The 25,900-nt window shown below is 53.8% G+C and carries 24 protein-coding genes; 8 read left to right on the top strand and 16 right to left on the bottom strand.

Annotation, left to right across the window (positions count from 1 at the left end):
* Complete coding sequence (gene pyk, locus MWU64_RS03430) at positions 1 to 1,449, bottom strand: pyruvate kinase (protein ID WP_247060990.1); 1,449 nt, start codon at positions 1,447 to 1,449, stop codon at positions 1 to 3.
* 122 nt (positions 1,450 to 1,571) lie between these two features.
* Between pyk and edd the strand changes: the two genes are divergently transcribed.
* Both edd and MWU64_RS03440 read left to right on the top strand, forming a co-directional pair.
* The gene (gene edd, locus MWU64_RS03435) at positions 1,572 to 3,398 is read left to right on the top strand and encodes a phosphogluconate dehydratase (protein WP_247060992.1); all 1,827 of its coding nucleotides are present in this window, start codon (positions 1,572 to 1,574) and stop codon (positions 3,396 to 3,398) included.
* 31 nt (positions 3,399 to 3,429) lie between these two features.
* Positions 3,430 to 4,038 carry a uracil-DNA glycosylase family protein gene (locus MWU64_RS03440; RefSeq protein ID WP_247060993.1) on the top strand — a complete coding sequence of 203 codons (609 nt, stop codon included), beginning with the start codon at positions 3,430 to 3,432 and terminating at the stop codon, positions 4,036 to 4,038.
* Here MWU64_RS03440 and phaC read toward each other — a convergent pair.
* Together phaC and MWU64_RS03450 are read right to left on the bottom strand one after the other, a co-directional pair.
* On the bottom strand, positions 4,035 to 5,831 hold the full coding sequence (phaC, locus tag MWU64_RS03445; RefSeq protein WP_247060995.1) for a class I poly(R)-hydroxyalkanoic acid synthase: 1,797 nt from the start codon (positions 5,829 to 5,831) through the stop codon (positions 4,035 to 4,037). The two genes, MWU64_RS03440 and phaC, sit on opposite strands and share 4 nt — an antisense overlap.
* A gap of 76 nt (positions 5,832 to 5,907) precedes the next feature.
* Entirely contained in the window at positions 5,908 to 6,267 is a 360-nt protein-coding gene (locus tag MWU64_RS03450; protein WP_247060997.1) for a phasin family protein, read from the bottom strand.
* Between the two features lie 314 nt (positions 6,268 to 6,581).
* On the opposite strand from MWU64_RS03450, the gene MWU64_RS03455 reads away from it, so the two are divergent.
* Genes MWU64_RS03455 through MWU64_RS03470 form a run of 4 tightly spaced genes read left to right on the top strand, consistent with a single transcriptional unit; the run spans position 6,582 to position 11,170 of the window.
* Positions 6,582 to 7,382, top strand: coding sequence for a C39 family peptidase (locus MWU64_RS03455; protein WP_247060999.1), 801 nt, complete (start codon positions 6,582 to 6,584; stop codon positions 7,380 to 7,382).
* A 54-nt stretch (positions 7,383 to 7,436) separates the two neighbouring features.
* A complete protein-coding gene (locus MWU64_RS03460; RefSeq protein ID WP_247061001.1) occupies positions 7,437 to 8,447 on the top strand; it encodes a transporter in 1,011 nt (336 codons plus the stop codon).
* A 39-nt stretch (positions 8,448 to 8,486) separates the two neighbouring features.
* Positions 8,487 to 10,112 carry an outer membrane protein transport protein gene (locus tag MWU64_RS03465; RefSeq protein WP_247061003.1) on the top strand — a complete coding sequence of 542 codons (1,626 nt, stop codon included), beginning with the start codon at positions 8,487 to 8,489 and terminating at the stop codon, positions 10,110 to 10,112.
* Between the two features lie 20 nt (positions 10,113 to 10,132).
* Positions 10,133 to 11,170, top strand: coding sequence for a MalM family protein (locus MWU64_RS03470; RefSeq protein WP_247061005.1), 1,038 nt, complete (start codon positions 10,133 to 10,135; stop codon positions 11,168 to 11,170).
* Between the two features lie 7 nt (positions 11,171 to 11,177).
* Here the strand turns inward: MWU64_RS03470 and MWU64_RS03475 are convergent, their stop codons facing one another.
* From MWU64_RS03475 to MWU64_RS03485, 3 genes are all read right to left on the bottom strand, one after another.
* On the bottom strand, positions 11,178 to 12,212 hold the full coding sequence (locus MWU64_RS03475; protein ID WP_247061007.1) for a polysaccharide deacetylase family protein: 1,035 nt from the start codon (positions 12,210 to 12,212) through the stop codon (positions 11,178 to 11,180).
* Between the two features lie 34 nt (positions 12,213 to 12,246).
* Positions 12,247 to 12,846 (bottom strand): DNA-J related domain-containing protein, encoded by a 600-nt coding sequence (locus MWU64_RS03480; protein ID WP_247061009.1) that lies wholly within the window; start codon positions 12,844 to 12,846, stop codon positions 12,247 to 12,249.
* 81 nt (positions 12,847 to 12,927) lie between these two features.
* Positions 12,928 to 13,605: a TetR/AcrR family transcriptional regulator gene (locus MWU64_RS03485; RefSeq protein WP_247061011.1), complete on the bottom strand. Its 678-nt coding sequence runs from the start codon at positions 13,603 to 13,605 to the stop codon at positions 12,928 to 12,930.
* Between the two features lie 42 nt (positions 13,606 to 13,647).
* Here MWU64_RS03485 and ttcA point away from each other — a divergent pair, with 42 nt between their 5' ends.
* Positions 13,648 to 14,559 carry a tRNA 2-thiocytidine(32) synthetase TtcA gene (gene ttcA / locus MWU64_RS03490; RefSeq protein ID WP_247061013.1) on the top strand — a complete coding sequence of 304 codons (912 nt, stop codon included), beginning with the start codon at positions 13,648 to 13,650 and terminating at the stop codon, positions 14,557 to 14,559.
* A 3-nt stretch (positions 14,560 to 14,562) separates the two neighbouring features.
* Here ttcA and MWU64_RS03495 read toward each other — a convergent pair whose 3' ends face one another.
* The 9 genes from MWU64_RS03495 to ccoN form a co-directional block, all read right to left on the bottom strand.
* Entirely contained in the window at positions 14,563 to 15,252 is a 690-nt protein-coding gene (locus MWU64_RS03495; protein WP_247061015.1) for a sulfite exporter TauE/SafE family protein, read from the bottom strand.
* A gap of 8 nt (positions 15,253 to 15,260) precedes the next feature.
* A complete protein-coding gene (ccoS, locus tag MWU64_RS03500; protein ID WP_247061017.1) occupies positions 15,261 to 15,497 on the bottom strand; it encodes a cbb3-type cytochrome oxidase assembly protein CcoS in 237 nt (78 codons plus the stop codon).
* A 9-nt stretch (positions 15,498 to 15,506) separates the two neighbouring features.
* A complete protein-coding gene (locus MWU64_RS03505; protein WP_247061019.1) occupies positions 15,507 to 17,915 on the bottom strand; it encodes a heavy metal translocating P-type ATPase in 2,409 nt (802 codons plus the stop codon).
* Positions 17,912 to 18,427, bottom strand: coding sequence for a FixH family protein (locus tag MWU64_RS03510; protein WP_247061021.1), 516 nt, complete (start codon positions 18,425 to 18,427; stop codon positions 17,912 to 17,914). The genes MWU64_RS03505 and MWU64_RS03510 overlap by 4 nt, the downstream gene beginning before the upstream one ends.
* A 44-nt stretch (positions 18,428 to 18,471) precedes the next feature.
* Positions 18,472 to 19,899: a cytochrome c oxidase accessory protein CcoG gene (gene ccoG, locus MWU64_RS03515; protein ID WP_247061023.1), complete on the bottom strand. Its 1,428-nt coding sequence runs from the start codon at positions 19,897 to 19,899 to the stop codon at positions 18,472 to 18,474.
* Positions 19,900 to 20,029: 130 nt separating this feature from the next.
* Positions 20,030 to 20,920, bottom strand: a complete 891-nt coding sequence (ccoP, locus tag MWU64_RS03520; RefSeq protein ID WP_247061025.1) for a cytochrome-c oxidase, cbb3-type subunit III — start codon at positions 20,918 to 20,920, stop codon at positions 20,030 to 20,032.
* On the bottom strand, positions 20,917 to 21,102 hold the full coding sequence (locus tag MWU64_RS03525) for a cbb3-type cytochrome c oxidase subunit 3 (RefSeq protein WP_247061027.1): 186 nt from the start codon (positions 21,100 to 21,102) through the stop codon (positions 20,917 to 20,919). Before MWU64_RS03525 ends, ccoP begins: the two co-directional genes overlap by 4 nt.
* 4 nt (positions 21,103 to 21,106) lie before the next feature.
* On the bottom strand, positions 21,107 to 21,715 hold the full coding sequence (gene ccoO, locus MWU64_RS03530) for a cytochrome-c oxidase, cbb3-type subunit II (protein ID WP_247061044.1): 609 nt from the start codon (positions 21,713 to 21,715) through the stop codon (positions 21,107 to 21,109).
* A gap of 15 nt (positions 21,716 to 21,730) precedes the next feature.
* A complete protein-coding gene (ccoN, locus tag MWU64_RS03535) occupies positions 21,731 to 23,161 on the bottom strand; it encodes a cytochrome-c oxidase, cbb3-type subunit I (protein WP_247061050.1) in 1,431 nt (476 codons plus the stop codon).
* Positions 23,162 to 23,382: 221 nt separating this feature from the next.
* On the opposite strand from ccoN, the gene MWU64_RS03540 reads away from it, so the two are divergent.
* Complete coding sequence (locus MWU64_RS03540) at positions 23,383 to 24,033, top strand: alpha/beta family hydrolase (protein ID WP_247061052.1); 651 nt, start codon at positions 23,383 to 23,385, stop codon at positions 24,031 to 24,033.
* Here MWU64_RS03540 and MWU64_RS03545 read toward each other — a convergent pair.
* Positions 24,018 to 25,838: a diguanylate cyclase gene (locus tag MWU64_RS03545; RefSeq protein ID WP_247061054.1), complete on the bottom strand. Its 1,821-nt coding sequence runs from the start codon at positions 25,836 to 25,838 to the stop codon at positions 24,018 to 24,020. The genes MWU64_RS03540 and MWU64_RS03545 overlap by 16 nt on opposite strands.
* Between the last annotated feature and the right edge of the window lie 62 nt (positions 25,839 to 25,900).

The raw sequence follows: 25,900 nt of genomic DNA on the forward strand, positions 1-25,900 counted from the left end.
TCAGTGGATGTTGGCGCCGACCTGAACGATTTTCATGGTATTGGTGCCGCCATGAGCATTCACAAAATCACCGTTTGTAATGACCACCAGGTCACCCTGTTTGACGTAGTCACGTTTGGCTAACTCATCCAGTGCCAGGTTCTTCACCTGTTCTTTCTCGTGATTAGCCGAATCAAATGGAACCGTTTGGACACCGCGGTAAAGCGCTACTTTGTGTTGGGTCGAATGGTGCCGAGAGAACGCAAAGATGGGTAGGGCTGATTTGATGCGCGACATCAGGCGCGGTGTCGAGCCGGTTTCCGTCAGGCAGATAATCGCCGTCACGCCTTGCAAATGGTTTGCCGCGTACATGGCGGATAAGGCAATAGCTTCATCAACGGCTTCCATGCTCTCGTTAATGCGGTGCTTTGACTGACGCATCGACGGATGGCGCTCGGCACCTTTACAGATTCTCACCATGGCCTCAACAGCCTCAGTAGGGTAGTCACCCACTGCAGTTTCGGCTGACAGCATCACCGCATCGGTGTAGTCCATCACCGCGTTGGCCACGTCGGAGACTTCAGCACGCGTTGGCATGGGGTTGGTAATCATGGACTCCATCATCTGGGTGGCCGTAATAACGACACGGTCTAGTACGCGGGCTCGGGCAATAATGTGCTTCTGAACCGCTACTAATTCCGCATCGCCGATTTCCACGGCTAGATCACCGCGGGCGACCATAACGGCATCCGATGCCTTGATGACAGCATCTAAAGCTTCGGTGTCGTGAGCCAGTTCTGCGCGTTCGATCTTCGCCACCAAGCCAGCATCTGAGCCGGCTTCTTTTAAAAGTCGGCGAGCGATGTGCATGTCTTCTTCGGTGCGCACGAAAGAAACGGCAACGTAATCCGCACCCAGGCTCGCGGCGGTTACGATGTCTTGTTTGTCTTTTTCCGTAAGTGCGTCAGCGGATAGCCCGCCGCCCCGTTTGTTTAGTCCTTTGTTGTTGGACAACGGGCCGCCGATAAGAACCGTGGATGTGATGCTGTGGTCATCGACGGCGGTCACTTCCATCTCGATACGGCCATCGTCCAGCACCAGAATGTCACCGGGAGTGACATCGTTGATCAGCTCTTCGTAATCGATACCTACGGACGATTCCGTGCCTGCGTCTTTATCCATTGTGGCATCAAGCACAAATGTTTGACCGGGCTTGAGCGTGACTTTGTTGTTGCTGAAGCGTGCAATTCTGAGTTTGGGCCCTTGAAGATCGGCCAGCAAAGCAACGAAGCGACCTTGTGCCGCGGCGGTTTCACGCACATTTTTCGCCCGCTCGATGTGTTCCTGCGCACTGCCGTGAGAAAAGTTCAGGCGAGTGACATCCACGCCGGCCGCAATGATGCCAGCCAGCGCTTCTTTGCTGTCAGTGGCGGGACCAAGAGTGGCTACGATTTTTGTGCGCCGGAGCATAGAGCGTGTCCTTTTGATGTGTCGAAAACGGAGAGTGTAATGAGTATGGTTAATTGAATCTGAACAAGAGTCTTTAAGGAAGTACACTTACGTCGTGTGTTTAACGATTTGGGAGTCATACCATGCAGCCTGTTGTTTCCAAGGTTACCAGCCGGATTATCGAACGAAGCCGGGCAACACGGCAGGCGTATCTGGCCAGAATGCGGGCTCTGAGGGAGCAGGGGCCTCAGCGCGGGACCTTGTCTTGCAGTAATCTGGCTCACGGTTTTGCCGCGTGCCAGCCCGGCGATAAAGATCAGCTCAAGCTGATGAACCGGGCCAATGTGGCGATTGTCTCGGCTTACAACGACATGCTTTCTGCGCATCAACCCTATCAACGTTTTCCGGACATTATTCGCGAAGCGGCGCATGGCATGGGCTCTGTTGCGCAGTTTGCCGGTGGTACGCCGGCGATGTGTGACGGGGTTACCCAAGGGCAGCCCGGTATGGATTTGAGCCTGTTTTCACGCGACACCATTGCTATGAGTACGGCGGTGGCTTTAAGCCACAACATGTTCGATGCCGTCACCTTACTGGGTATATGTGACAAAATTGTGCCAGGCCTGCTTATTGGTGCGTTGAGCTTTGGCCATTTGCCCGCGGTCTTGATACCGTCCGGGCCGATGCCTTCCGGGTTGCCCAATAAAGAGAAACAGCGGGTTCGTCAGTTATTTGCCGAAGGTAAGATCGGGCAGGATGAACTGCTTGAGGCCGAGAGCCAGTCTTACCATAGCCCGGGCACCTGTACCTTTTACGGAACCGCTAACAGTAACCAGCTGCTGGTGGAGGTGATGGGCCTGCATTTGCCCGGTTCCGCTTTTGTTCATCCGAACACGCCTCTGCGTGATGCGTTAACACGCGCCGCGACTGAACAGGTGATTCGCTTGTCTCAGCCCCAGGGCGGTCAACTCGGTTTGGCAGATATGGTCGATGAAAAGTCGATCGTGAACGCTCTGGTTGCCTTGCTGGTTACCGGAGGCTCGACCAATCACACCATTCATTGGGTCGCGATTGCCCGGGCCGCGGGTATTCTGATCGATTGGAACGACTACGCTGAGCTTTCTTCGATCGTGCCGTCTATGACTCGTATTTATCCGAACGGGCAAGAAGATATCAATGCCTTCCATGAGGCGGGTGGAACGCCTTATCTGATTCAGGCATTACTCAACGCCGGGCTGTTTCACGAAGACGTCAACACCGTTATGGGACCCGGGTTGGCCCAGTATGCACGTATGCCGGAAATGGGCGGGCAGGGGCTGCAATGGCATCCGGCGGCTCATGAGAGTTTGCAGCCAAGCGTGTTAAGTTCGGTTGAACAGCCGTTTGCGCCCGACGGAGGGCTGAAGGTCCTCGACGGTAATCTTGGCCGGGGCATTATTAAGGTGTCTGCGGTTGCAGCGGAGCATCACTGTGTAGAGGCACCAGCGGTTGTGTTCGAGGATCAGGACGACTTAAAGGCTGCTTTCGAGGCGGGAGAGCTTGACCGGGACTGCGTCGTCGTTGTCCGGTTTCAGGGGCCGAGAGCCAATGGCATGCCGGAACTTCACAAGTTAACCCCTTACCTGGGTGTTCTTCAGGATCGCGGCTTCCGGGTTGGGCTGGTGACGGATGGCCGTATGTCGGGTGCTTCGGGCAAGGTTCCTGCCGCCATCCATGTGTATCCCGAAGCTTTGGAAGGTGGGCCTCTGGCAAAAATTCAGAACGGTGATGTCATTCGTTTGGATGCCGTTAACGGGCAGTTGTCGGTGTTGCTGGATGGTACCCGCCTGAATGCGCGGGAGTCAGCCAATCGTGACCTTACTCGACAGCGCCAGGACTACGGCCGTGAACTGTTTGGGTGGATGCGGCAAGGGGTCAGTAATCCGGAGCAAGGTGCCAGTGTTTTTTGGGCAGCCGAAGGCCATGGTTAGTGAATTGGATGGATGAAAGCCGGGAGAACTGATGGTGGTGTCAGATAGTCAGGAACTCGATAAGCTCAGTTTTGAACAGTTAGTCATGCGAGTGCGGGCTTGTACCTTATGCCGTGACAAGTTGCCCCATGAGCCAAGGCCGGTTGTTCAGCTCTCCGAGTCATCCCGTATTCTTATTGTGGGTCAGGCGCCGGGTAGAAAAGTGCACGAAACGGGGATTCCCTTTAACGATCCCAGCGGGGACAGGTTACGCCGGTGGATGGGAGTAGATAGAGCGACGTTCTACGATGACACCAGAATGGCCATTCTCCCGATGGGGTTCTGTTTTCCGGGCACCGGAAAGTCCGGGGATTTGCCACCTATTCCAGAATGCGCGGATACCTGGCGCGAGGCATTACTGGCCCGGCTTAAGCGAGTTGAATTAACATTGGTGATCGGTCAGTACGCGCACGCTTGGCACTTGCCGGATAGCCGGCGCTCGGTTACCGAAAACGTAAGAGCATGGCGTGAATATTGGCCGCGGCTGTTACCGACACCTCACCCAAGCCCCCGAAACAACTTATGGTTTCGGAGGAATCCCTGGTTTGAGGAGGAGATGCTGCCGCGGCTGCAAGAGCGGGTTGCCGATATTCTCGGTTAAACCACGTCTCCCGCTTTGACTTTTACGTAGCTGCCGGGAGCGTCCTCGATCGCCTTCAGTTCCCCGTTGCCGGGTATCCGGGCGGGCACCTGCGCGCCTTCGTGTTTCTTAATCCACTCACGCCAGTGTGGCCACCAAGAGCCATTATGGGCTTCGGCGGTGTCAAACCAGTCATCCGGGTTATCCGGCAGGGTGTTGTTGGTCCAGTAGCCGTATTTCTCCTTGTAGGGGGGATTGATGACTCCCGCGATATGGCCGGACCCGGAAACCACAAAGCGCACATCGCCACCATAAACTTTGGCACCTTCGTAGGTACCTTTCCATTTGGCGATGTGATCCTGACGCGCCGACAGGAAGAACGACGGAACCTTGATCTCCCTTAGGTCGATTGCTTCACCGCAGATGGTCATTGCGTTCGGTTCAACCAAGCGGTTATTCAGGTACATTTCGCGCAGGTAGTAGCTGTGCATGCGATAGGGCAGATTGGTGCCATCCTGATTCCAATACAGCAAGTCGAACGCTTTTGGTTTTATGCCCTTCAAATAGTTGTTGGTCCAGTACGACCAGAACAGGTCATTCTCCCGCAGCAAGTTGAAGGTGAACGCCATGGCCCGGCCATCAAGATAGCCTTTCTTCTCCATGGCACGCTCGATACCGCGCAGGGAATGGTCGTTGATGAACACACCGATGCCGCCCGGGTCGGAGAAGTCCATCAGAGTGGTCAGATAGGTGGTGCTGACAATCGGCTTGAGTTTCTTCTTGGCCAGCACGGCCATGGTTGTGCCCAGCAGCGTGCCTCCGATGCAGTAGCCGATGGCGTTCATTTTATCTTCGCCGGTGGCCTGTTTCACTGCCTCTATGGCAGCTAATGGGCCTGACTCGACATAGTCATCCCAACCCAGGTTTTTATGCTCGGGGCCCGGGTTTCGCCACGAAACAATAAACACGGTTTGACCCTGGTCGACGAGCCAGCGAATAAAAGAATTCTGCTCGGACATGTCCAGAATATAGAATTTGTTGATCCACGGTGGAACGATGAGGATTGGTCGCTTGGCAACGGTTTCAGTGGTTGGGGTGTACTGAATCAGCTGCATGAGTTCGTTTTGATAGACCACCTTGCCGGGCGTTGCTGCCAGGTTTTTGCCTATCTCGAATGCGGTGCGATCGGTCATCCCTACGTTGAACAGTGCCGGATTCTGGCGAATATCCTCGACCAGGTTACGGGCACCATCGATCAGATTCATGCCTTTACGCTCCCACGTGATGCGCAGCACTTCAGGGTTGCTAAGCGGGTAGTTCGCGGGCGAAAGTGCACTGGTTAACTGGCGGGCATAAAACATCAGTTGATCCCGGCTGGGAGCTGGCAATCCTTCGATATTTTCCACCCAGTCCAGAAACGCTTGGGAATTGATCAAGTAGGCTTGCTGTAACACATCGAACGGCAGGTGTTTGTGCCAGTCCTCCGCAAGAAAACGTCGATCATCCGGGGCAGGTTTGGCGACAGGGGCTTCTTTTTTCCCGCGGACACGATTAAGTGTGTAACGGGCAAGAGCAAGGTGTTTCTTCGCGAGATCCATCTCGGCACTGGCGAATCTGAGAGGGTGTAGCAGAAGGTCCTCAGCCATTGCGCGATACGCATCTGACATTTCGGACAGGGTCGATAGTTTGGCGTAGTCCATCAAACCCGCGTCACCTAGTAACGTTTCTATTTGCTGCTGACTGTCGCGAATTCGTGGTTCGAAAGTTTTTAAAAGCTGGCTTGCCGTCTTACCGAAATAATCCATACCAAGCATTGGGGCCTCCGTTCGCTTGATAACAAATAACCGGAATGAAACAGATCATTCCGGCCTTCATTTGCGTTAACGGTAATCAGGCTGCGTTCTTGTTGCTGCCAGATGTCTTTGTCGGTGCTTTTGGTTCGGCTGATGGCTGGCTTGTTTCAGTCTCGAAAATGCTCTGCATGCGCTCGCGAGTGTCACTGAAATAATTCTGCCAGGCTTTCCAGTCATTGGTGAGCTGGTCATTCAGTGATTTAAGCGTTTCCGCTTGGTTGGCGGTTAGAGCTTTCAAATCATCCAGATTACGCACTTCGGCTGCCTGCTGGGCCTGATCCATCGCAACGTCGGCGTAACGGCGCAACGTTTCCATTTGTATTTCAGCCGCTTTACCAAACTGGTTGATCAGTGTTTCGTTAAGGCGAGATGCTTTTTCGAGTAGATCCGTGTTCATAAAGTACAACTCCGGTTTGTAAGGTATCTTCTTTAGAGGTTATTTTTTTATCGTCGCCGGCGCCTGATGACACTGGTATGACAATACGCATTATCCCTTACCTTCTTTGGCGAGTCGTTTAGCTTTTAGTCGACGCCCGGGCCGGATCGAATCGACGGCTCTTGAACCAGTTCTCACTCCCACCCTGACTGGCCTCCGCTGCAGCGGCAGATTTGAGGCACAGTTATCTTTAAGCCCCTCCCGATTTCGGTATCTTACCGTTACATGATGTAACCACTAAGTTGCATACCTAATAAAAACAGGGACTTTCCAAAATGCTGCTGGTGTTGGCCGGGTCTATCCTGACGTTCGCAATGGTGCAGGAAGCTACCGAAGTAGAACCGTTTGATCGGGGCACCGTTGTGCTTGAGCACAAGGTGAATTCCAGCCCCGTAGAGCATCGCACCGATGTTCGCGTTGAGCCGTTGGTCGAACAAACCTTCCGAAACATCGTTCGCCAAGCCTACGACTACAGTTGCGGCAGCGCAGCACTCACCACCGTGTTGAATAATTATCTGGGACGAACGCTTTCAGAGCGCCAGGTCATGGAGGGATTGCTTCATTACGGCGAAAGTGAGCGGATTGTCGAGCGCCGTGCTTTCTCCATGCTGGATATGAAAAAACTGGTGACAGCTCTTGGTTATCCTTCGGGCGGATTTCGTGCCGGTATCGAGGACCTGATGGAGCTCGACCATCCCGCTATCGTTCCCATTCAGCACGCCGGTTTTAAACACTTTGTTGTTCTTCGAACCATACGGGATGGGCGGGTGTACCTAGCCGATCCGGCCGTAGGCAATATTTCGTTTACCTTGGCGCAATTTGAAGAGAAGTGGGACGACAATGTGCTGTTCATTGTATTTCCGGGGAGTGATAAGCCTCTGGACAATCTGGAGCTGAAAGAGGAAGACCTCCGGTTCGTGGATGACCAGACCATGACCCTGCTCGCTCAGCATCAACTTCCGGCCTTTCATGAAGCCACGGAGCGCAGGCTGCAGAACCTGCTGGAACGTCAGAAAAATAATCCCGACGGCAGTGTGGAAAACACTCGAAAACAACTTCACTACCGTCGTAACTAATTTTCCGGTTAACCACCGGGACAGGAATAAAATCAATAAGAGTAGGGAGTCAGGATGAATCGTTGGTTAGTGCGAGGCTTTTTCCTTGTTTCCACGGCGGGTCTGCTTCCGGGTATGGCGCTGAGCCAAGAGGGAAGTGTGGATCAGGCGCGGGAAGCGCTGTCGCGTCAGGATGGGGATGAGGATTCCAGTCGTCAGTTGGAGGAAGTGTTCCAAGCGGCGGAAAAAAACTACTCCTTGCAGAAGAAGGGTACTCATTCACTCAATTACTCCTTTGATTATTCGTATACCGGCGACCAGCGGCTTGATCTCGCTATTACGAATGGCTCGGTGCGTAATCTGGATGTGGTGCCCTCCGCCACACACAGTTTCACCAATTCCTTTTCGTATGATTATGGACTACTGAACAATTTAACGATTGGTGCCCGGCTTCCACTGGTGGTCAAATACGACACCGAAGATGAATTGAACGTTTACGACATGGGGGATATTTCCTTCACCGGGCGCTGGCAGCCGTTTGCGTACGTGCCGGGTAAAATGTCGACGACGTTTTTTGGCACCTTAAGCACCAAAACCGGCGTTAGCCCCTACGAGATTGATATTAAGGAACAGCTTTCCACCGGCAGCGGTTACTACTCCGTTGGTGGTGGTGTGAGTATGTCGAAGGTTTTGGATCCGGTGGTTGTTTTTGGTTCTCTGAGTGCGACATACAACATCACTGCCGATGATCTGGAGCAAGTGCGGGGTGGCCGCTTGCTTACCGAAGTTGAACCCGGTTTCGGGCTCTCTGGTTCGGCCGGTTTCGCGTACTCATTGTCGTACGATATTTCGTTGAGTGTGTCGGCTCAGGTCAGTTACAGCGACGAGACCATCCTGACGTTCTCGAACGGCGACCAAGCCGCGGCACAAGATCAGATGACCGGGTTCCTGAGCATGTCGCTCGGTACGCGTGTCAGCGACATGACCATCGTGAATACCAGTCTCGGCATTGGGTTAACCGAAGATGCACCAGACTTTTCCCTGGGTGTATCCCTGCCCATTAATTTCTCCGGCCTCAAAGAGTGATTGGCGCGGTAGATATTCTAAGGGAAGGGGATGTATTCCATGGGACAACCTAGCTACAAACAGCACGTTTTGGCGGCCTTGGTGGCGACCGGTCTTTCGTGTGGTGCGCAGGCGCAGATGACGCAAAACCTGACGATTCACCCTAAAGCGCTCGCGTTGGGCAACGCCGTGACCGCTGATCCTCCAGGCATCATGTCGATTCACTACAACCCGGCCGGTTTGACGAAGCTGGACGACCGCCAGTTGGAAGTGAATATTCTTAGCATCTATCTGGATATTGATGCAGATTTCATCGCGGATGAAGAGTACGAGATATTTGGTATTAAAGGGCTGGAGACTGATCCCTTAACAGGGAAGCAGCGTGACCCAGTCGCTAATAGCCACAGTCATAGCAACAACGTCGCTCTTTACGTACCGGGATACGGTGTTCTGCGCCTACCACCGGGTCCGGCCGTTGCGCCATCAGCGGGGATCAGTATCAAATCGCCTGGGTCGAAGCTGACCTTTGCTAACGCTTTTTTTATGCCAATGGCAGCGGGTTTTTACCGGGACAAGGAAGATCCGGGTCGATACCAGCCTCAAGCAACAGCGCTGCAAAGAACGACCTACCTCTCGCCATCGGTGGGTTACGAGATTAACGATGAATGGTCGGTGGGTGCCGGTATCCATTTGTCACATTTTGGTTTGGCGGCAGATCAGTACATGCGAGCGCCAAACATGCTGCTGGGCGTGGCTGAAGTGCTGCAGGATGCCTTCAACTGCGAAAGCGGCGATGAGCCCCTGCAGCCTTGGCTGGCACTGTGTGGCGGTAATATCGGGCCGTTTGACGATATCGGGGCTCTGAGTCTGAACATGCAGGAGAGTATTTCGCCTACCTATGCCTTGGGTGTGATGTGGGAGCCCACCGATTGGTTCCGTTGGGGCGCAAGCTATACCTCCGAAGCCGACATGAACCTGAAAGGCCAGTTCGAGATTCAGTACACCGATGATTGGGCGGGGTTTTGGCAGGGGTTGAATGGCTCGGTGCTGGGGGCGATCACGTCCGCCATCCTTAGTCTGCCGTCTGGTGCACCTCGTGAGGCGGGTAACGTGTCGATGGACCTTGTGTATCCGCAGCACTTTCAAACCGGAATCAGCGTAGATGTACACCCCAAACTAACCTTGAATGCAGACATAGGCTGGACCGATTTTGCCCAGTGGGACGCGTTTAATCTGCGCTTCGACCGGGATCTTGAATTCCTGAATGCAGCGAGAATTCTGTCTCCCGATAATGCGACACCAAACACCTTGAAGCTTCCTCTTGGTTTCAAAAGCCAGTGGAACTGGGCGTTTGGCATGGAGTTTCATGCCTCGTCACGTCTGGATCTTAGGGCCGGAGTGGAAATCCGAGACTCAGTCATTCCGGATGACCAGCGCTCAATCATGGCGCCCTTCGGTGGTGCGAATCTGTACAGCATTGGCATGGGCTACCGCTGGGACAAAGACACTGAAATCGACATGAATCTGTCGTACTTGCAATCGATAGAGACAATTCCGGCGGATTCCAGCTGTAACGTAAACTGTGACAATATAACTAACATCATCTACAACCCCTATGCTGGTATGGATATCAAAACCTCGTTGCGGGTTGTTATGGCCGGTCTAAGCTTCAGAACCAAGTTCTGAGTCAACTGCGGAGTTTGCCAATGATAAGGGCTCGCGCAAAAACGTTATCTCTGTTGTTCGCAGCAGTATCGGTTCTTGCCGGTTGCCAGTTTGGCGGTGGGGGGGCTCAGGTTGCCGAGCGCGAAGGTTACTTTACCTGGGTGGATGAGCAGGGACGGGTACGTTACACCCGCATTCCTGAATCGGAGGCATCTAAAGAGACCCCGAAAACAGCTGAGCCTCAGGACACGGCGGTCGACGACCCATTCCTGGCCAGCACACCACCAAACGATGGTGATTTTACCGCTGAAAACTATCCGGATGGTGAGGCGCTGGCAGACAAAGGGTTTGTTCGTGATGGCCAGAGGCAGCCGTATTTCACATGGCTCGATGCCGAGGGGAATGTCCGTGTCAGCTACTACACACCCGATTTAAAGGACCGGCACGCCGGTTCCCGGTCCAGTCCGATCAATCTAACCCCTGCTTCGGTCCTTCTGCCATCGCAATCCGTGGGCGAAGTGGAACCCGTGGATGGTTACGATCCGAACGCTTTTGCGATACTGGGTATTGAGCAAAAGCCGACCAGTGAGTTTGACGAATTTGTCCGGTATTGCTGTGACGATTTGGCAAACAAGAACTACCAAAACTGGGTCGAAGGGAGTGAATTCGGGGTGCAGATGGATGGATATGCCGCTCGCCATCGGTTCAGTTCTGGTGAATCCCCTTACCAGTTAATTGCCTTGCCATTGTCGGTGGCGAAGTCGGACTTTGTGATGCGGCTCCGTGCTTACGATCACCGCGGTGTTTTTGTTCCGAGTCTGGCCTTTCTTGATCGGAATTTTCAGGTGATGAGAGTGGTTACCGATCTGGTAATGGACTATACCCCGGAGAACTGGCACCGCCGAGGGTATCTTGAAGCCTGGGTTCCTGCGTTCCCGGGCCAGGGCGAACGGTGGCTGGTTGTCTTTACCCGATCCCAGGACGCGAACGCGCAGACGGTTATCTCCACCGATTCCGGGCCCAAAGCTATTCCTCATACCAAATCAGGCGAACTGGGTATCGCAACCTTTGAAAACTGAGGTCTGGTCAATCTTCCGGAGCCTCCAGATTCAGCCATGGTTGTGATAGCCAGTAGTAACTGCCGTCACCGGCCGGGTGAGTGCAGTTGTAGCGGAAACGGCGTGCGTTAAGGGCCTTTGGTGCCTGAATGGTTACTGTATCGGCATTAGCGCTGAAGTTGATTCTGCCCAAGCCGGAGGCAAAACAAGTGAGCCGGGATGCTGAAAGCGGAGCCTCCAGCTTCAGTGTTAACGACGGTGGGTTGTTGGAGACAACGCCATCTGGCAGACGGCTGGCATCAACGGGAAAGGCTTTGCTCAGCAGCTTGTCCTTTAAGCTGTTGAGTTGGCCGTAGGCATTGGCCATTGGAAATCGGGGGAGCCTTGTGTCGTGAGAGTGGCGCCCAATGGCTCCGGATTGCTGGCCAAACCCCAGCCAACCTCTCTCGTCCAGCTTCTGTTCAAGCGCTTCGTCATATTCACCGTAAGGGTAGGCGAATAGGTTTTCCCTGAACCCCAGTTGCTTTTCCAAGGTGTTCTGGGCAACGTCGAGGCTGCGGTTGGTTCGTTTGTGCCAGTCGGCTTCGGCTTCTCCGCGTCTTCGCGCCAAGTGTCCGTGGTCTACGCTGTGGTTGGCAATGGTGACCCAGTCTTTACTGCTCAGTTCTTTTAGCTCTGCCCAGGTCATATAACCCTGACCACCAACCGCGTCGGTGTTTACGAAGATGGTATAGGGTATCTGTTGTTGATCCAGTATCGGTGCCGCAACGTTGTAGACGGATTCGTAGGCGTCATCAAAGGTAATCGCAACTTGATTGCTTTGCGGCGCGTTACCGGAGAGTGCCGCACGAGTTGCCGGCCCCAATGAGACCACGTCTAGCCCCAAATCGGAAATCATTTGCAGCTGCGCCTCAAAAAGAGAGCGTGATGTGCTGGTTGCCGGTGGCGTGCTGTCGGCCACATGGTGATATTGAAGCACCACCAAGTCGGCTTGGGCTGTGTAGGGAAGAGCCATCATCAAGGACAGAGCGGGCAAGAACATCAGTTTTCTGAAATTGATCATGAGCAGGGCATTCCAATTGACGCGAGGGGGTACGTTACGAATAGTGCGCTTTCAGGACTGCGAACGCATCGTTCAGGTGCTGCACTTGCACAGTACTGCCACCGCGATCGGGGTGGACTTTCATCATCAGCTTTCTGAAGCGACGCTTGGCAGTGTCGAAGGTTGGCGGTACTGACTCAAACCCGAGAACCTCGGCAGCCGAGGCTACCGACGCGCTATTCGGTTTTTGCACTATTGTACCTGTCCAGAAGCGATCCATCATGTCAGCAATTTCAGTGTTGGACAGATAGTATTGTTTCAGGTCCATGTAAAATTCCCGCAGTGAATCTTTGGCCCCCGGCAAGGAGGTATTGCCTGATGAACTGGCCGGGCAAAGGCGAATCTGGAGTGGCGATAGCTGTATGTGTTCCCCCGCGGGGAACAGTTCGTCATTGAGACGATACAGTGCGTGAAACAGCAGAAAGTGTACGGGGTAGAGTTGTTCGGTGCGGCTAAAATCGACGGACCCGATCACTTGCCAACGCTCACTTTGAAGCGTTTTGATCAAAGCCAGTTCGCTAAGCCCTGACGGCCCCGCTGCCCGAAGCTCGTGCTCAGCCGCTATCATCAGATGCTCAACCTGTTGATTTAACACGTTGAACTCGTCGTGGGTGTTTCTGTCGATTGGGCGGGCTGTAGGGTCAGTTGTCATGCTCGCATGGTATGTCAGTCAGCTTTAGCTTGGAAGGGTGCCGAGCGCAGGTAACCCGCCAAGGAACAGGTCGGTGGAGAACTTCGCGGCACGTTCCGCCTCATTTTGAATGCCGTTCGGACAGGTTCGCGCCTTTCGTGCTACGAGCAGGCTCATGTCATAGGCAACCCCGAAGAACGTGGCACACAGATATTCCGGGTCGGTTTCAGGCAGGAGTCCGCTCTCTATTGCGGTGCGAACATCCTGCTCCAGCGATAGCAGGGTCAGGCCGAGGATGTCAGAACCAAAAAGATTCCTCAGCGCCCGTTGGTTCTGATGGGCCAATTCATAGATTATCGGATCTTTGGCGGTGGCCAAATAGAGCGCGTGGTAGGTGGAGTAAATCAGTTCTTTGGTTGAGCTCGCTGAATTTCGGCGGTTCGACATATTGTCGTTAAGGGAGGCCAGAAAATCGGTCAGCAACGCGGCAAAAATATCTTGTTTGCTCGAAAAGTAGTTGTAGAAGGTGCCCGAGGCTAGGCTCGTCTTGCGCACAATGTCACGAATAGAGGTATTGTCATAGCCGTTTTCCTGAAAACAATCTCTGGCGGCTACCAGGATGGCTCGACGGTTACGAAGCCGATTAAGTGCGCGTTTACCCGTAGTTTCCGGCTTTGAGTTCAACATATCCATGTTGCTGTCCTGTCCCTGAATGTTTGTCATGCGTATAATTCCGGGCTCACTTACCTCGTGAGCGTAGAACTGATGTCTGAAGCAATGTCTGTCAAATCTGATCCCCAACCGGCTTCCGAGCAAGAACGCCTCCGCAAAGTGGAGCTGAATAAACTCCAGAAACGCTTGCGCCGAGAGGTCGGGCAGGCCATTGCTGAGTATTCGATGATAGAGGCCGGCGACAAAGTTATGTGTTGCTTGTCCGGAGGCAAAGATTCCTACGCGATGCTGGACATACTGCTCAATCTTCAGAAGAGCGCTCCGGTCAACTTCGAAATCATTGCCGTTAATCTCGACCAAAAGCAGCCCGGTTTTCCGGAAGAGGTGCTCCCAGCCTATCTGGATGCGCTTGGGGTCGAGTACCACATCATTGAGAAAGACACCTATAGCATTGTTAAGGAAAAAGTCCCGGAAGGGAAGACTACCTGTGGTTTGTGTTCGCGCCTGCGCCGCGGAATTCTTTATAACTTTGCCGAAGAGCATGGGGTGACAAAAATAGCCCTTGGCCATCACCGGGACGATATACTGGAAACCTTGTTTCTGAACATGTTCTACGGCGGCAAGCTAAAGTCGATGCCGCCTGTTCTGCATAGCGATGATGGCCGCAATACTGTGATCAGGCCTTTGGCTTTTTGCCGGGAAAAAGACATCGCACGGTATGGTGAGCTTCGCGAATACCCCATTATTCCCTGCAACCTGTGCGGCTCTCAGGAAAATCTGCAGCGTCAGGTGATCAAAGACATGCTGCAAACCTGGGACAAGCAGCATCCGGGGCGCCTTGAGACCATGTTCCGTGCGGTGTGTAACGTGGAGCCTTCTCATCTTGCTGACCCGAATTTGTACGATTTCAAGGAAGGAAAGCGTTTGGGGGGCAAGCGCCAGGCTGTAGTGCAGAGTGCAGAGCCCGAGCCGGACTTTGGGCGCTTGGATGTACTGAATCTCTAGTCTTTAGAGGTTCAGTAACGCCTGAACAGGCAGCGTCCATAATCCAAACAGAATCAACAGGAGTCCGCTGATTTTGCGTACGCCCTGATGACTTTTGATGCCCCGGATCCACTGTGCTGCGTATCCGGTTGCCAGCATCGAGGGCAGGGTGCCCAGACCAAAAAAGAACATGGTGAGTGCCGCACTGGGCACGGTAGGCTGAAGTGCAGCCCAGCCCAGTGTGCTATAAACCAAGCCGCAGGGCAGCCAGCCCCACAAAGAACCCAGCGCCAGTGCTTGGCCCGCGTTATTGACAGGAAGAAACCGTTTGGTGAGTGGAGACAAGGCTCGCCATACCGGTGCGCCCGCGCGTTCGATATAGCGAATCCCTTGCCACCACTGACCCATCGACAACCCCATGAAGATCAATAGTGCTCCGGCGAGCGTCATAAGCAGCAGGCCTGCCCAGGCCCATTGGCCGGCCGCCTGGGTGCTCAGCAGAGCTATGCCCGCTGCAATCAGTGAATAGCTGCCAATACGGCCGAAGTTGAACGCCAGTAACATCAAGGTCTGGCGAAACCGGAAACCGCGGCCGACTGGCAACGCCATAGAGAGAGAGGCGCTTATGCCCCCGCACATGCCCAGACAATGAGTACTTCCAAGAAGGCCAATCGCAAAAGCGCTGGAATAGCTGAGGTAGAGTTCGGGTTGCATGATCAGGGTTAGCCTGAGCGTTTGGTTTCGTTGCCGGACCCGCTTTCGCTTTGCTTATCTTTTGAGGATGCTTTCGAAGGGCGCGCCTCTGTGGGGATCATGTCTTTATCGTCGTCGTGCAGGATCCGGTGCGCGGGCCCGTCCAGATCGTCATATTGACCGCTTTTTACCGCCCACGAAAACAGCAGGATACCCAAAGCAACCAGCATCAGCATCAGGGGAATCAGAAGCATGACAATGTTCATTGTAAACTCCTAGGTGTTACGTCGAGCTCGGCTAAGTCGAAGCGCATTCAGAACGACGATGAGTGAGCTGAGAGACATGCCAATCGCGGCAAGCCATGGTGGCACGAGCCCGGCCGCAGCCAAGGGCAACGCTGAGACGTTATAGCCGAACGCCCAAATCATGTTCTGGCGGATGATATGGCGGGTTTTCTGGCTTGTATGGATGGCCTCAACAAGTTGATAAAGCTGGCCGTTCAACAACACCGCATCGGCCTTCAGCTGTGTCAGATCAGCGGCGGTACCCATAGCAACTGAAATGCCCGCACCGGCCATTGACGGCAAATCATTCAAACCGTCTCCTACCATCATAACACGGTGGCCTTCCTGGCTCAGCTTGTTCAGAACCTCGAGCTTTTGTTCGGGTGATGCTTCGCCGATGGCTCGGGAAATTCCGAGCTCCGATGCGACCTGTTGGACGTGTCCCGATCGGTCACCGCTGAGCAGAACGGTTTCAATACCCATGCTCTGCAGCTTGCGGATTGCCTTGGTGGCATCGTCTCGAATTCGGTCGTCTAACTGGAAGCTGGCCAGCCAGTGAGAGGTTGTCGCTAGCCAAATTTCCATACCACTTGCCGTACCAGCGTCCGGTTCGGGCGCGTTCGTGTGGCTGGCAACAAACGCTTTGTGACCGATAAAGACTGCCTCGCCCTCAAATTCTCCGGACAAGCCACCGCCCAGATGGTTAGTGACGTTGGTCACCGGCAGCGACGACATACTATGAAACACTTTTGCGATTGGATGCTCAGACTGCTTTTCCAGGCCGGCGGCGATTCTCAGACACGTCGCTTCGTCAAGCGGGCCGAAAACAGCTTGGCTGGTTAGTGTAAGTTCTCCACGGGTGAGGGTGCCGGTTTTGTCGAACACAACGGTATCGATTGCGTTCATCGATTCCAGTGTGTGGCCTCGGGTGGGAAGGAATCCGAGTTTTCTCAAACGCACGGTGGCAGAGGTGATGGCGGTAGGTGTCGCCAACGAGAGCGCGCAAGGGCAAGTGGCCACCAGAACCGATAGGGTAATATCAAAGGCATTGTCGGCACCAGCCAACCACCAGCCGATCCAGACGACCGGCGCGAGTATCAGAACCCGGCCAACAAATTTGCCGGCAATCCGGTCAGCCATTCGGGCGACCGGTGGCTTCTCGGATTGGACCCTGTCCAGCACCCGAAGAATGCCTGACAAGCGTGTCTGCGCACCGGCGCGAGTTACCCGAATGTCCAGCGGATTTTCGCCGTTGACGGTGCCGGCATGAACCGTATCGCCGGGTGAACGGGTTTCTGGTAGATATTCACCGGTCAGTGCCGCTTCGTTCAGCGTGGATTGGCCGGAAAGGATGACTCCGTCGGCAGGCAGGGTTTCACCCGGTCGGACCCGGACAACATCATTCGCTTTGATCTGGTGTGCAGGAACAATCTCCGCTTCGCCGTCAGTGACCAATGCGGCAACCGCCGGCTGGAACCCGGCCAGAGCGTTGCCACTCAGCCCGGCGCGATAACGGGCCTGTACTTCGATGTAGCGGCCGAGAAGCAAGAAGAAGGCGAACATACATACTGACTCGAAGTAGACCTCTTCTCCGCCGAATACAGTCACCCAGGTGCTTGCTGCGTAAGCCAGTCCTATCGCGATTGCGACCGGCACATCCATGGTCAGGTGTCGTGAGATGAGGTCGCGTCGAGCATTCCGGAAGAACGGTCGGGCGCTGTAAAACACCACCGGCGTGGCCACGAGAAAGCCAAACCATCGGAACATATTGATGAATTCGGGAGACAGCTCGCTGATGATCTCGAAATACAGTGGGAAAGCCAGCATCATGCTTTGCATGGTGGCAATACCGGCCACGGCAAGGCGAATAAGCATTGAACGATTTTCAGCTTTGAGTGCTTGCTCCGCAGCATCCGCTTGGTAGGGGCGTGCGGTGTAGCCCAGTTCGTAGATGGCGGTCAGCAGCTCACTCAAGTGAGCTTGTTCGGGCGACCACACCAAGCGGGCACGCTGAGTGGTATGGTTTACGGTAAAGCTCTGCACACCGGGTTGGTGCTTCATGTGATTTTCAATCAACCAGATGCACGCTGCGCAGGTGATTTCTCCGATCAGCAACTGTGCTTCTTGCCCGGCCTTGACGGGTGCCACAAACGACTGCTGTACCAGCGGGTGGTCCAGTTCGCGCAAACGCAGAAGTTCGGATTCGCTGAGCTCTCTTGGCGTGCTGGCAGGTTTCGTGCGGATGTCGTAAAAGTTCGTCAGGCCTTCCTGATGGATGGTCTGGCATACTGCTTTACAGCCCTGGCAACAAAAATGCTGCTCTTGATCGTCAAGTTTCAGGGTAATCGCCGGATTACCCTCGGCAAGCTCGCCACAATGGAAGCAAGTGGTGGGGGTCACTCTTGAACGTTAGCCTTTGCTTTAATGGTGATAGGCTGCTCGGCGGGAAACCAGAGCTCACCTTTGACGCGCCAGTCGTTGTCGGGGCCTTTCACGTCGTAATACCAGCGGCCTTCGAGGTCTTCGAGCGTTCGCCCGGAATATTCACCTGCCGCCAAGCGATTAAATTGCACCACGCTATCTTTATCTTCAATCGTAGGGTGATAAAGGTGAAGAACCAGATACGGAAACTCAGCAGGACCGTCCTTCGTGTTCAAGGTAAGCGTGGCTTTGCGGTTAGCCAGCTGCAGTTGCCCTGATACCTGCATTTCGGACGCTTTCTGATCTCGAGCAATGGCCATGTTGATGCCACGGCCTTCCTTCGAGTAATCGTCCGTGACCATGGCGGTATCCAGATTCACGGAAACCGCGAGCATGGTCAGCCCAAAGGTGATGGACGCAAGCGGAAAAATAGTCAAAAACCAGAACCATGGCTGGCGGTACCAAGGCGCTACGGGGGTGTTGTCATTCATAATGCCATTCGTCTCAAATTAAATATTAATGCCGTGCGTAACGATTAACGTGGCCTTGGACCTACAAATCGGCTTTCAGTTTCAAGCTGAAGTGACGGATCGGTTTTCGACACGGCACGGAAGCTGATCGTGTTGTTGGTTTGCTCAATCGACTCGGGAATCACGTCAACCACGGTCGGTAATGACAGGTTCTCACCGCTTTTTATCTTTACACTGGTTTGCGTCAGTATGCGGATGCCTTCCATGCCATCTACGGACAGCTCGAACGTTTGCGGGACTTCCGTCATATTCTGAAGTTTCAGGGTGAAGGAGTTCTCCACCCGGCCTTCGCCATTGAACTTAAAGAGCGCACCGCGATCCCGTATTACCTCGAGTTTGGCTGGCACACGCGTGCCGATAATGTAACCCACTGCGCCAATCATCACCGCCAACAGAAGGCCGTAGCCAAACGTTCGGGGTCGAAGCAGTTTCGAGGGCTTTCCTTCGAGTTCGTTTTCCGTGGTATAGCGGATCAAGCCTTTCGGATAATCCATCTTTTCCATGATTTCGTCGCAGGCATCGATGCAAAGAGCGCAACCAATGCATTCGTACTGAAGGCCGTCTCGAATATCGATTCCGGTAGGGCAAACCTGAACGCACTGTTCGCAGTCAATGCAGTCCCCCAGGCCCAACTCGGCAGGTTCTACGCCTTTTTTACGCTTGCCTCGAGGCTCGCCTCGGTTCGGATCGTAGGATACGATGCGAGTATTCTCATCGAACATGACCGACTGGAATCGCGCGTAAGGGCACATGTACAGGCACACCTGCTCCCGCATCCAGCCGGCGTTCAGGTAAGTTGCTACAGTAAAGAAGCCGACCCAGAAATAGGCCCAGCCATTTGCCTGCAGCGTGAACATGTCCACGATCAGTTCGCGGATGGGATAAAAGTAACCAATGAACGTGATGCCGGTTGCCAGCGCGACGAGAAACCAGAGTGTGTGCTTGATCGTTTTTTTCGTGATCTTCCCGGCCGAATTGGGAGCTTTGTCGAGCTTGATCCGCTTATTGCGATTGCCTTCGACTTTCTCCTCAATCCACATGAAAATGAACGTCCATACGGTTTGTGGGCAGGTGTAGCCGCACCAAACGCGTCCGAACAATGTGGTTATGAAAAACAGCCCAAATGCCGAGATAATAAGCATCGCAGACAGCAAAAAGAAATCCTTCGGGTAGAAGGTCATGCCGTAAAGATGGAACTCCCGGGCAGGGAGATCGAAATGGATCAGTGGCTGGCCGTCCAGGGTCAGCCAGGCAAACAGAAAGTACATTCCCATGAGCGCCACAAGGCTAACGTTGCGGATTCGCTGGAACACACCTTTGACTTCTTTTACGTAGATCTTTTCACGGCTTTCGTAAAGATCGTAGGTTCCGGGATTCTTATTGTTGTCGGAAGGGTTAGGATCTACCTGCTTTACAGGAATCTGCTTGCTCATGGATACCTCCCGGTATATAAACGTGCTGGGAGCGGGCCTCGGAGGGTCTGCGGATCTTTTCAAGCCTGTACCCGCAGGGCAGATACAGGGTTGAAAAGACCAGGCCGGGGGTTAACCGGCCGGGTTTGATTCAGTTTGACAAGCTGTAAACGTAAGCTGCCAGGATATGAATCTGGTCATCTGTCAGACGGCCCTGCTGAGCCGGCATCTGATTCTGACGACCGTTGACAACGGTTTCTTTAATCCACTCGTAAGTAGAGCCATAGAGCCAAATGTTGTCAGTCAGGTTGGGGGCGCCTACCGCCTGCATACCGGTGCCGTCAGCACCGTGGCATGCCGTACACGCTTGTGCGAACACAGCGGCACCGGCTTCGGCAGCTTCAGCGGCCTTTTCACGACCACTGAAACTCAAAACGTAGTTAACTACTTGGTCAACCTGCTCATTGGTCATGTTAGGCATAACCCCTTTGGGGGTCATATTGCCTTGGCGGCCCTGCGCGATTGAGTGCAAAATTTGCTCAGGTTCACCGCCCCACAACCAGTCATCATCCGTCAGGTTAGGGAAGCCCACCTGGCCGCGAGCTGCGGTGCCGTGGCACACAGAGCAGTTGTTTGCGAACAAACGCTGACCGATTTTCATGGCGTCTTCGTTCTGAGCGAGCTCAGGAATTGCTGTTTCGCCAAACTGCGCGTAGATCGGGCCATATTTCTCGTCGGCTTCCTGTACTTCGGCTTCCCACTGGTTAGTGGAAGTCCAGCCCAGAAGGCCTTCGTAGTTGCCGAGGCCTGGATACAGGGCTAAGTAGCCCAAAGAGAAAATGCACGTTCCCAAGAACAGATAGAACCACCACTTGGGTAGTGGGTTGTCGTACTCTTCGATGCCATCGTAAGAGTGACCGGTCGTATTTTCGGTTTCGGTATTGTTGGTCTGGCCTTTGCGGGTTGCCAAAAGCAGCCATGCGCAGCCGAATATGGTACCGAGCACAAGAACGATGACCCAAACGCTCCAAAAGGTACTCATTGTTTCTTCTCCGTTTTTTCCTGTTCGAGCGTACGCTTATCCACTTCGTCATCATCGAAGGGCAGGTGTGCCGCCTCTTCATTGGCTTTCTTGCGGTGGGCGCTGTACGCCCACCAGATGATGCCGAAGAACGCTGCCATTACTATAAGAGAGTGGATTCCACGTAACTCATTAATATCCATGGGATCACCGTTTCTCTGAAAGCACGGTGCCTAACTGCTGCAGGTACGCGACCAATGCTTCAATTTCAAATTTACCTTTCAGCTCATCAGCTGCACCGGCAATTTGTTCGTCGGTATAAGGGACGCCAAGCGTCTGCAAGGTTGTCATGCGAGCCGCGATAGAACCGTGGTCTGCACGGTTCTCGAAGAGCCATGGAAACGCCGGCATATTGGACTCGGGCACCACGCTGCGAGGGTCAAACAGGTGCTGGCGCTGCCAGGCATCTGAGTAACGGCCACCAACACGGGCAAGGTCCGGTCCGGTACGTTTGGAACCCCATAGGAACGGACGGTCGTAAACGAACTCGCCCGCAACGGAGTAGTGACCATAACGCTCAGTTTCCGCACGGAAAGGACGGATCTGCTGGGTATGGCACACGTGGCAGCCTTCACGGATATAGATATCCCGGCCTTCAAGCTCCAGTGCAGAAAGGGGTTCAAGGCCTTCGATAGGCTCGTTGACTTCTTTCTGGAAAAACAGGGGAACAACTTCGGCAAGAAAACCACCACTGATGGTCAAGACGATCAAAACGATCATCAGACCAAGGTTTTTCTCGATTGTTTCGTGTCTCATTATGTCAATCTCCCCTTAGGCTGCCTGCACGGCCGCATTGTTTTCTGCGACAGCTTCTTTCTGACGTATGGTCATGTGCACGTTATACGCCATGATTAGCATGCCAGTCAGGAAGGTTGCACCACCGATGAAGCGAACCAGGTAGCCTGGGTAAGAAGCTTCAAGCGCCTCTACAAAGCTGTAGGTTAGGGTGCCGTCTTCGTTGACAGCACGCCACATCAGACCCTGCATGATGCCGTTAACCCACATTGCGGCGATATACAAAACGGTACCAACAGTCGCAAGCCAAAAGTGAACGTTGATCAACGACGTGCTGTACATTTCTTTCAAGCCCCAGAGTTTCGGGATCAAATGATAGATTGAACCAATACTGATCATGGCAACCCAGCCCAGCGCGCCGGCGTGAACGTGGCCGATGGTCCAGTCAGTGTTGTGAGACAGTGCGTTGACGGTTTTGATAGCCATCATCGGACCTTCGAAGGTGGACATCCCGTAGAACGACAGAGAAACCACCAGGAAGCGAAGAATGGGATCAGTGCGCAGCTTATGCCAAGCGCCAGACAAGGTCATCATGCCGTTGATCATGCCGCCCCAGGAAGGTGCGAGAAGGATCAGGGACATGACCATACCGGCAGTTTGCGCCCAATCCGGAAGCGCAGAGTAATGCAGGTGATGGCCGCCGGCCCACACGTAGGTGGCGATCAGGGCCCAGAAGTGGACGATAGAAAGGCGGTAGGAATATACCGGCCGATCAGCCTGTTTTGGTACGAAGTAGTACATCATGCCAAGGAAACCGGCAGTCAAATAGAAGCCTACAGCGTTGTGACCGTACCACCACTGCATCATCGCATCGGTAACACCCGCATAGGCAGAATACGATTTGAAAGCGGTTGCTGGCAGAGCCAGATTGTTAAATATATGGAGCATGGCTACGGTCAAGATAAATCCGCCATAGAACCAGTTGGCCACATAGATGTGAGGTGTGCTGCGCTTAGTGATCGTACCGAAGAATACCAGGGCGTAAACTACCCAAACGATGGTAATGGCGATGTCGATCGGCCATTCAAGTTCAGCGTATTCTTTGGTGGAAGTCAGCCCCATCGGTAAGGTGATAACGGCTGAAAGAAGAATGGCTTGCCAGCCCCAGAAAGTGAAAGCGGCGAGGCCGTCGGAAATCAGACGTGCCTGACAAGTTCGCTGAACAACATAGTACGATGTCGCGAACAGGGCACTACCACCAAAACCGAAGATAACGGCGTTGGTGTGCAGCGGCCGCAGACGGCCGAAATGCGTGAAGGGTAGATCGAGGTTGAGAGATGGCCAAACCAGCTGTGCTGCAATCAGCACACCCAGAGCCATGCCAACAATACCCCACACTAACGTCATGATGGCGAACTGTCTCACCACCTTGTAGTTGTATGTCAGGTTTGCGTTTACTGTGCTCATAGCCTTACCAATGGGTTCAGGATGGGGAAATTATGCGGTCGCAAGTATGGAGAAACCATGACCCCTTTGCAATGACTCAAGTCAACTACTGACATTCGTCAAATCTGCAAGAATCGGCAACGTTGCCAGTGGGTTGGCTTAGATTCTTGATACGTAAAAGGGGCTTACAGGTTTTTCTCAAGGCCCATATGATACCGCTTGATAACACTAAGGTGAATGTTGTGGTCCGAATTACTAATAAAAGCTATCCGAAAGGCGCGGAAACCGTTCTGGTTCTTGCGCACGGCGCAGGGGCGCCCGCGGATTCCCCCTTTATGGAACAGTTGGCTGAAGAGTTGGAGGGGCAGGGGGTTGCCTGTGTTCGTTTTGAGTTCCCTTACATGGAAAAGCGTCGGGAAGACGGGAAGAAACGGCCCCCTGACAGGGCGCCGGTTTTGCTTGAGGCTTTCAGAGAGCAGATTCAACAGGTTCGAGCGGAGGTGGGTGCCCGGTGCCGACTTGCCATCGGAGGCAAATCGATGGGAGGGCGCATGGCGTCGCTGGTTGCCAGCGAGGGTGATGCTCAGGTGGACGCAGTGGTTTGTTTTGGCTATCCCTTTCACCCCCCGGGTAAGCTTGATCGTTGGCGTATTGATCATTTGCCCAACGTGACCTGCCCGCTTTTGGTGGTGCAGGGCACGCGCGACCCGTTTGGCAAACCGGAAGAGATTGCTGCGCAGGGTAATATAGAAGGCATAACACGGTTTTGCTGGCTGGACGGTGGCAACCACGATTTCGCCACCTTAGTAAAGCACCCGTTAGATCAGTCTGATCTGATTCGCGAAGCAGCAAAGATTACCCGCCAATTTTTGGATGATTATGCCGGGGTTTGAGGCACTGCCCGGGCGCGGGTAAGTGTGTCCCGCCCGCGGTGCTTCGAGGTATAGAGCGCTTCATCGGCACTTTGAAACAATTCTTGGGCATTTTCGTGGCCGACGAACTCCGCAATGCCCGCGCTCATGGTGACCGTGACTGTTTCACCGGTTGGCGCATTCATACGTTGGGTGCGGATGGTTTCGAGAATACCGGTACATATGCGGACTGCGCCGTCGGTATCCGTATCGGGCAGCAGCAGAGCAAACTCTTCGCCGCCGAATCGCACCGCAACATCACGGGGGCGTTTTACACGTTCTGCCAGAATGTCGGCGATCAGCCGTAGGCAAGTGTCGCCGAAGTCGTGCCCCCAAGTGTCGTTAATGCGTTTGAAGTGGTCTGCATCAAGCAGTGCAAGGGTCAATGGTTTCCCGGTTCTTTGGGCTTCGAGGCAAAGTTCGGGGAGTAGGCTGTCCATGTGCCTTCGGTTATGCAAGCCGGTGAGGGCATCTTTAAGGCTCAAGGCTTCAAACTTTCGATTCGCCTGCTCAAGCCGATACATGGCGGTACGTAACTGCGAGGTACGTTCGTGAACTTTTATTTCCAGCTCACTGCGGGCTTGATGTTCAACATTTAATAGCTTTTCGTTCAACAGTCGCCAACGTTGTACCAGTGCGTAGTTTATAAGGACAACTTGCGCGCCAACCACGGCCTGCATCATCACTTCTCGCGCCAGGTAGTCTCCCAGGTACCCGAAAGCAGCGGAGGCATAAAACAGGGCGCCCACGACCATCACCGCCCAGGCCGCCAAGTACCAAAATGCCGGCTGATACCCCTGACGCCAGCGAAGCGTTGCAACAACGGTCAGAATTCCGATGACGGTCAGGACAAAAACCGTGTTGATCAGAATGGATTTGGTATAAGGCATCACCAAAGTCAGTGCAAGTAACCCAGCACCGATCCACGCCAGTGTATGCAGTGCTTTACCGGATAGCGTGCGCCGCGGAACCTCCAGAAAAGACCAGCCGAACAGTGTCATGGCCAGACCAATCAGCGCGAGCAGGAAAGGGATCGAAAGATTCGACAGTTGAGAGTTCTCCGGCCAGAAATACTGGTTCGCAAAGCCGCCCATGGCAAACAGGAACATGGCCATTGAGGCCGTGTTGAAAGCATTGAGAAGGTAATAGCGGGTGCCAGAGCTGACATATAGCAGAAGGTTGAAGATCGCGAGTATGACCAGTGCACCGTAAAACAGCCCATGAATCAGCGTCAGGTGGTTGCTTTCCTCAATGGCTTGTTCAGGTGTGACCAAACTTAGTGGGATATTGAGGGCGCCACTGCTGTGAACTCGTATATAAATCGTGGCGGCTTCGTCGGCCGCCAGTGTAACGGGGAGCAGGTAATAGCGGTAGTCTATGCCCCGGCTTGCAAAAGGTGTGTGATCTCCTGTGATTAAATCCGGTGCTGGGTCATGCCCTTTTTGGGTTTCACGTTTTAGCCAAAACGTGATCTCGTCAAGTAATGGGTAATTGAGCTTCAAGTACCAGAGGGATTGCCGGGTACTCGTGTTTTTTAGTGTGAGCTTGATCCAGTAGGTAGCTTGAGTGTGACTAAAGACCAAGTCGTGCCCACCGGCAGGTCGCCACGTTAACGCGCCGGGAAGTTTGTCCGGGGCCGTGGCCAGGTGAGCAGGTTCGCCCGGGTTGGTGACGGCATAACAGAGATAGTGGTTAATGGTTTGGCGCGCATCAGCATGGTTGGCCACAAGTGTTGGGCATTGGCTTTGGGCGAGGGCATCGGAGGCCACGAATAGACTGGCCAACATAAGGAAACTTGAAAGTATCCAGAACCGTGTGCCGAGCATCGTAGGCGTTATCTGTTTAAAAT

It is taken from the genome of Marinobacter sp. S0848L (assembly GCF_023016065.1).
Lineage (GTDB): Bacteria > Pseudomonadota > Gammaproteobacteria > Pseudomonadales > Oleiphilaceae > Marinobacter.

Bases quoted from the DNA above. Each gene is read 5' to 3' on its own strand.
- MWU64_RS03440 (WP_247060993.1), top strand. From the start codon at position 3,430: ATGGTGGTGTCAGATAGTCAGGAACTCGATAAGCTCAGTTTTGAACAG.
- ccoN (WP_247061050.1), bottom strand. From the start codon at position 23,161: ATGAGCACAGTAAACGCAAACCTGACATACAACTACAAGGTGGTGAGA.
- ccoP (WP_247061025.1), bottom strand. From the start codon at position 20,920: ATGAGTACCTTTTGGAGCGTTTGGGTCATCGTTCTTGTGCTCGGTACC.
- MWU64_RS03545 (WP_247061054.1), bottom strand. From the start codon at position 25,838: ATGTTGGCCAGTCTATTCGTGGCCTCCGATGCCCTCGCCCAAAGCCAA.
- edd (WP_247060992.1), top strand. From the start codon at position 1,572: ATGCAGCCTGTTGTTTCCAAGGTTACCAGCCGGATTATCGAACGAAGC.
- MWU64_RS03450 (WP_247060997.1), bottom strand. From the start codon at position 6,267: ATGAACACGGATCTACTCGAAAAAGCATCTCGCCTTAACGAAACACTG.
- MWU64_RS03455 (WP_247060999.1), top strand. From the start codon at position 6,582: ATGCTGCTGGTGTTGGCCGGGTCTATCCTGACGTTCGCAATGGTGCAG.
- MWU64_RS03495 (WP_247061015.1), bottom strand. From the start codon at position 15,252: ATGCAACCCGAACTCTACCTCAGCTATTCCAGCGCTTTTGCGATTGGC.
- MWU64_RS03475 (WP_247061007.1), bottom strand. From the start codon at position 12,212: ATGATCAATTTCAGAAAACTGATGTTCTTGCCCGCTCTGTCCTTGATG.
- MWU64_RS03470 (WP_247061005.1), top strand. From the start codon at position 10,133: ATGATAAGGGCTCGCGCAAAAACGTTATCTCTGTTGTTCGCAGCAGTA.
- MWU64_RS03465 (WP_247061003.1), top strand. From the start codon at position 8,487: ATGGGACAACCTAGCTACAAACAGCACGTTTTGGCGGCCTTGGTGGCG.
- ccoS (WP_247061017.1), bottom strand. From the start codon at position 15,497: ATGAACATTGTCATGCTTCTGATTCCCCTGATGCTGATGCTGGTTGCT.
- MWU64_RS03485 (WP_247061011.1), bottom strand. From the start codon at position 13,605: ATGACAAACATTCAGGGACAGGACAGCAACATGGATATGTTGAACTCA.
- ccoG (WP_247061023.1), bottom strand. From the start codon at position 19,899: ATGAGCAAGCAGATTCCTGTAAAGCAGGTAGATCCTAACCCTTCCGAC.
- MWU64_RS03525 (WP_247061027.1), bottom strand. From the start codon at position 21,102: ATGGATATTAATGAGTTACGTGGAATCCACTCTCTTATAGTAATGGCA.
- phaC (WP_247060995.1), bottom strand. From the start codon at position 5,831: ATGCTTGGTATGGATTATTTCGGTAAGACGGCAAGCCAGCTTTTAAAA.
- pyk (WP_247060990.1), bottom strand. From the start codon at position 1,449: ATGCTCCGGCGCACAAAAATCGTAGCCACTCTTGGTCCCGCCACTGAC.
- MWU64_RS03510 (WP_247061021.1), bottom strand. From the start codon at position 18,427: ATGAATGACAACACCCCCGTAGCGCCTTGGTACCGCCAGCCATGGTTC.
- MWU64_RS03460 (WP_247061001.1), top strand. From the start codon at position 7,437: ATGAATCGTTGGTTAGTGCGAGGCTTTTTCCTTGTTTCCACGGCGGGT.
- ttcA (WP_247061013.1), top strand. From the start codon at position 13,648: ATGTCTGAAGCAATGTCTGTCAAATCTGATCCCCAACCGGCTTCCGAG.
- ccoO (WP_247061044.1), bottom strand. From the start codon at position 21,715: ATGAGACACGAAACAATCGAGAAAAACCTTGGTCTGATGATCGTTTTG.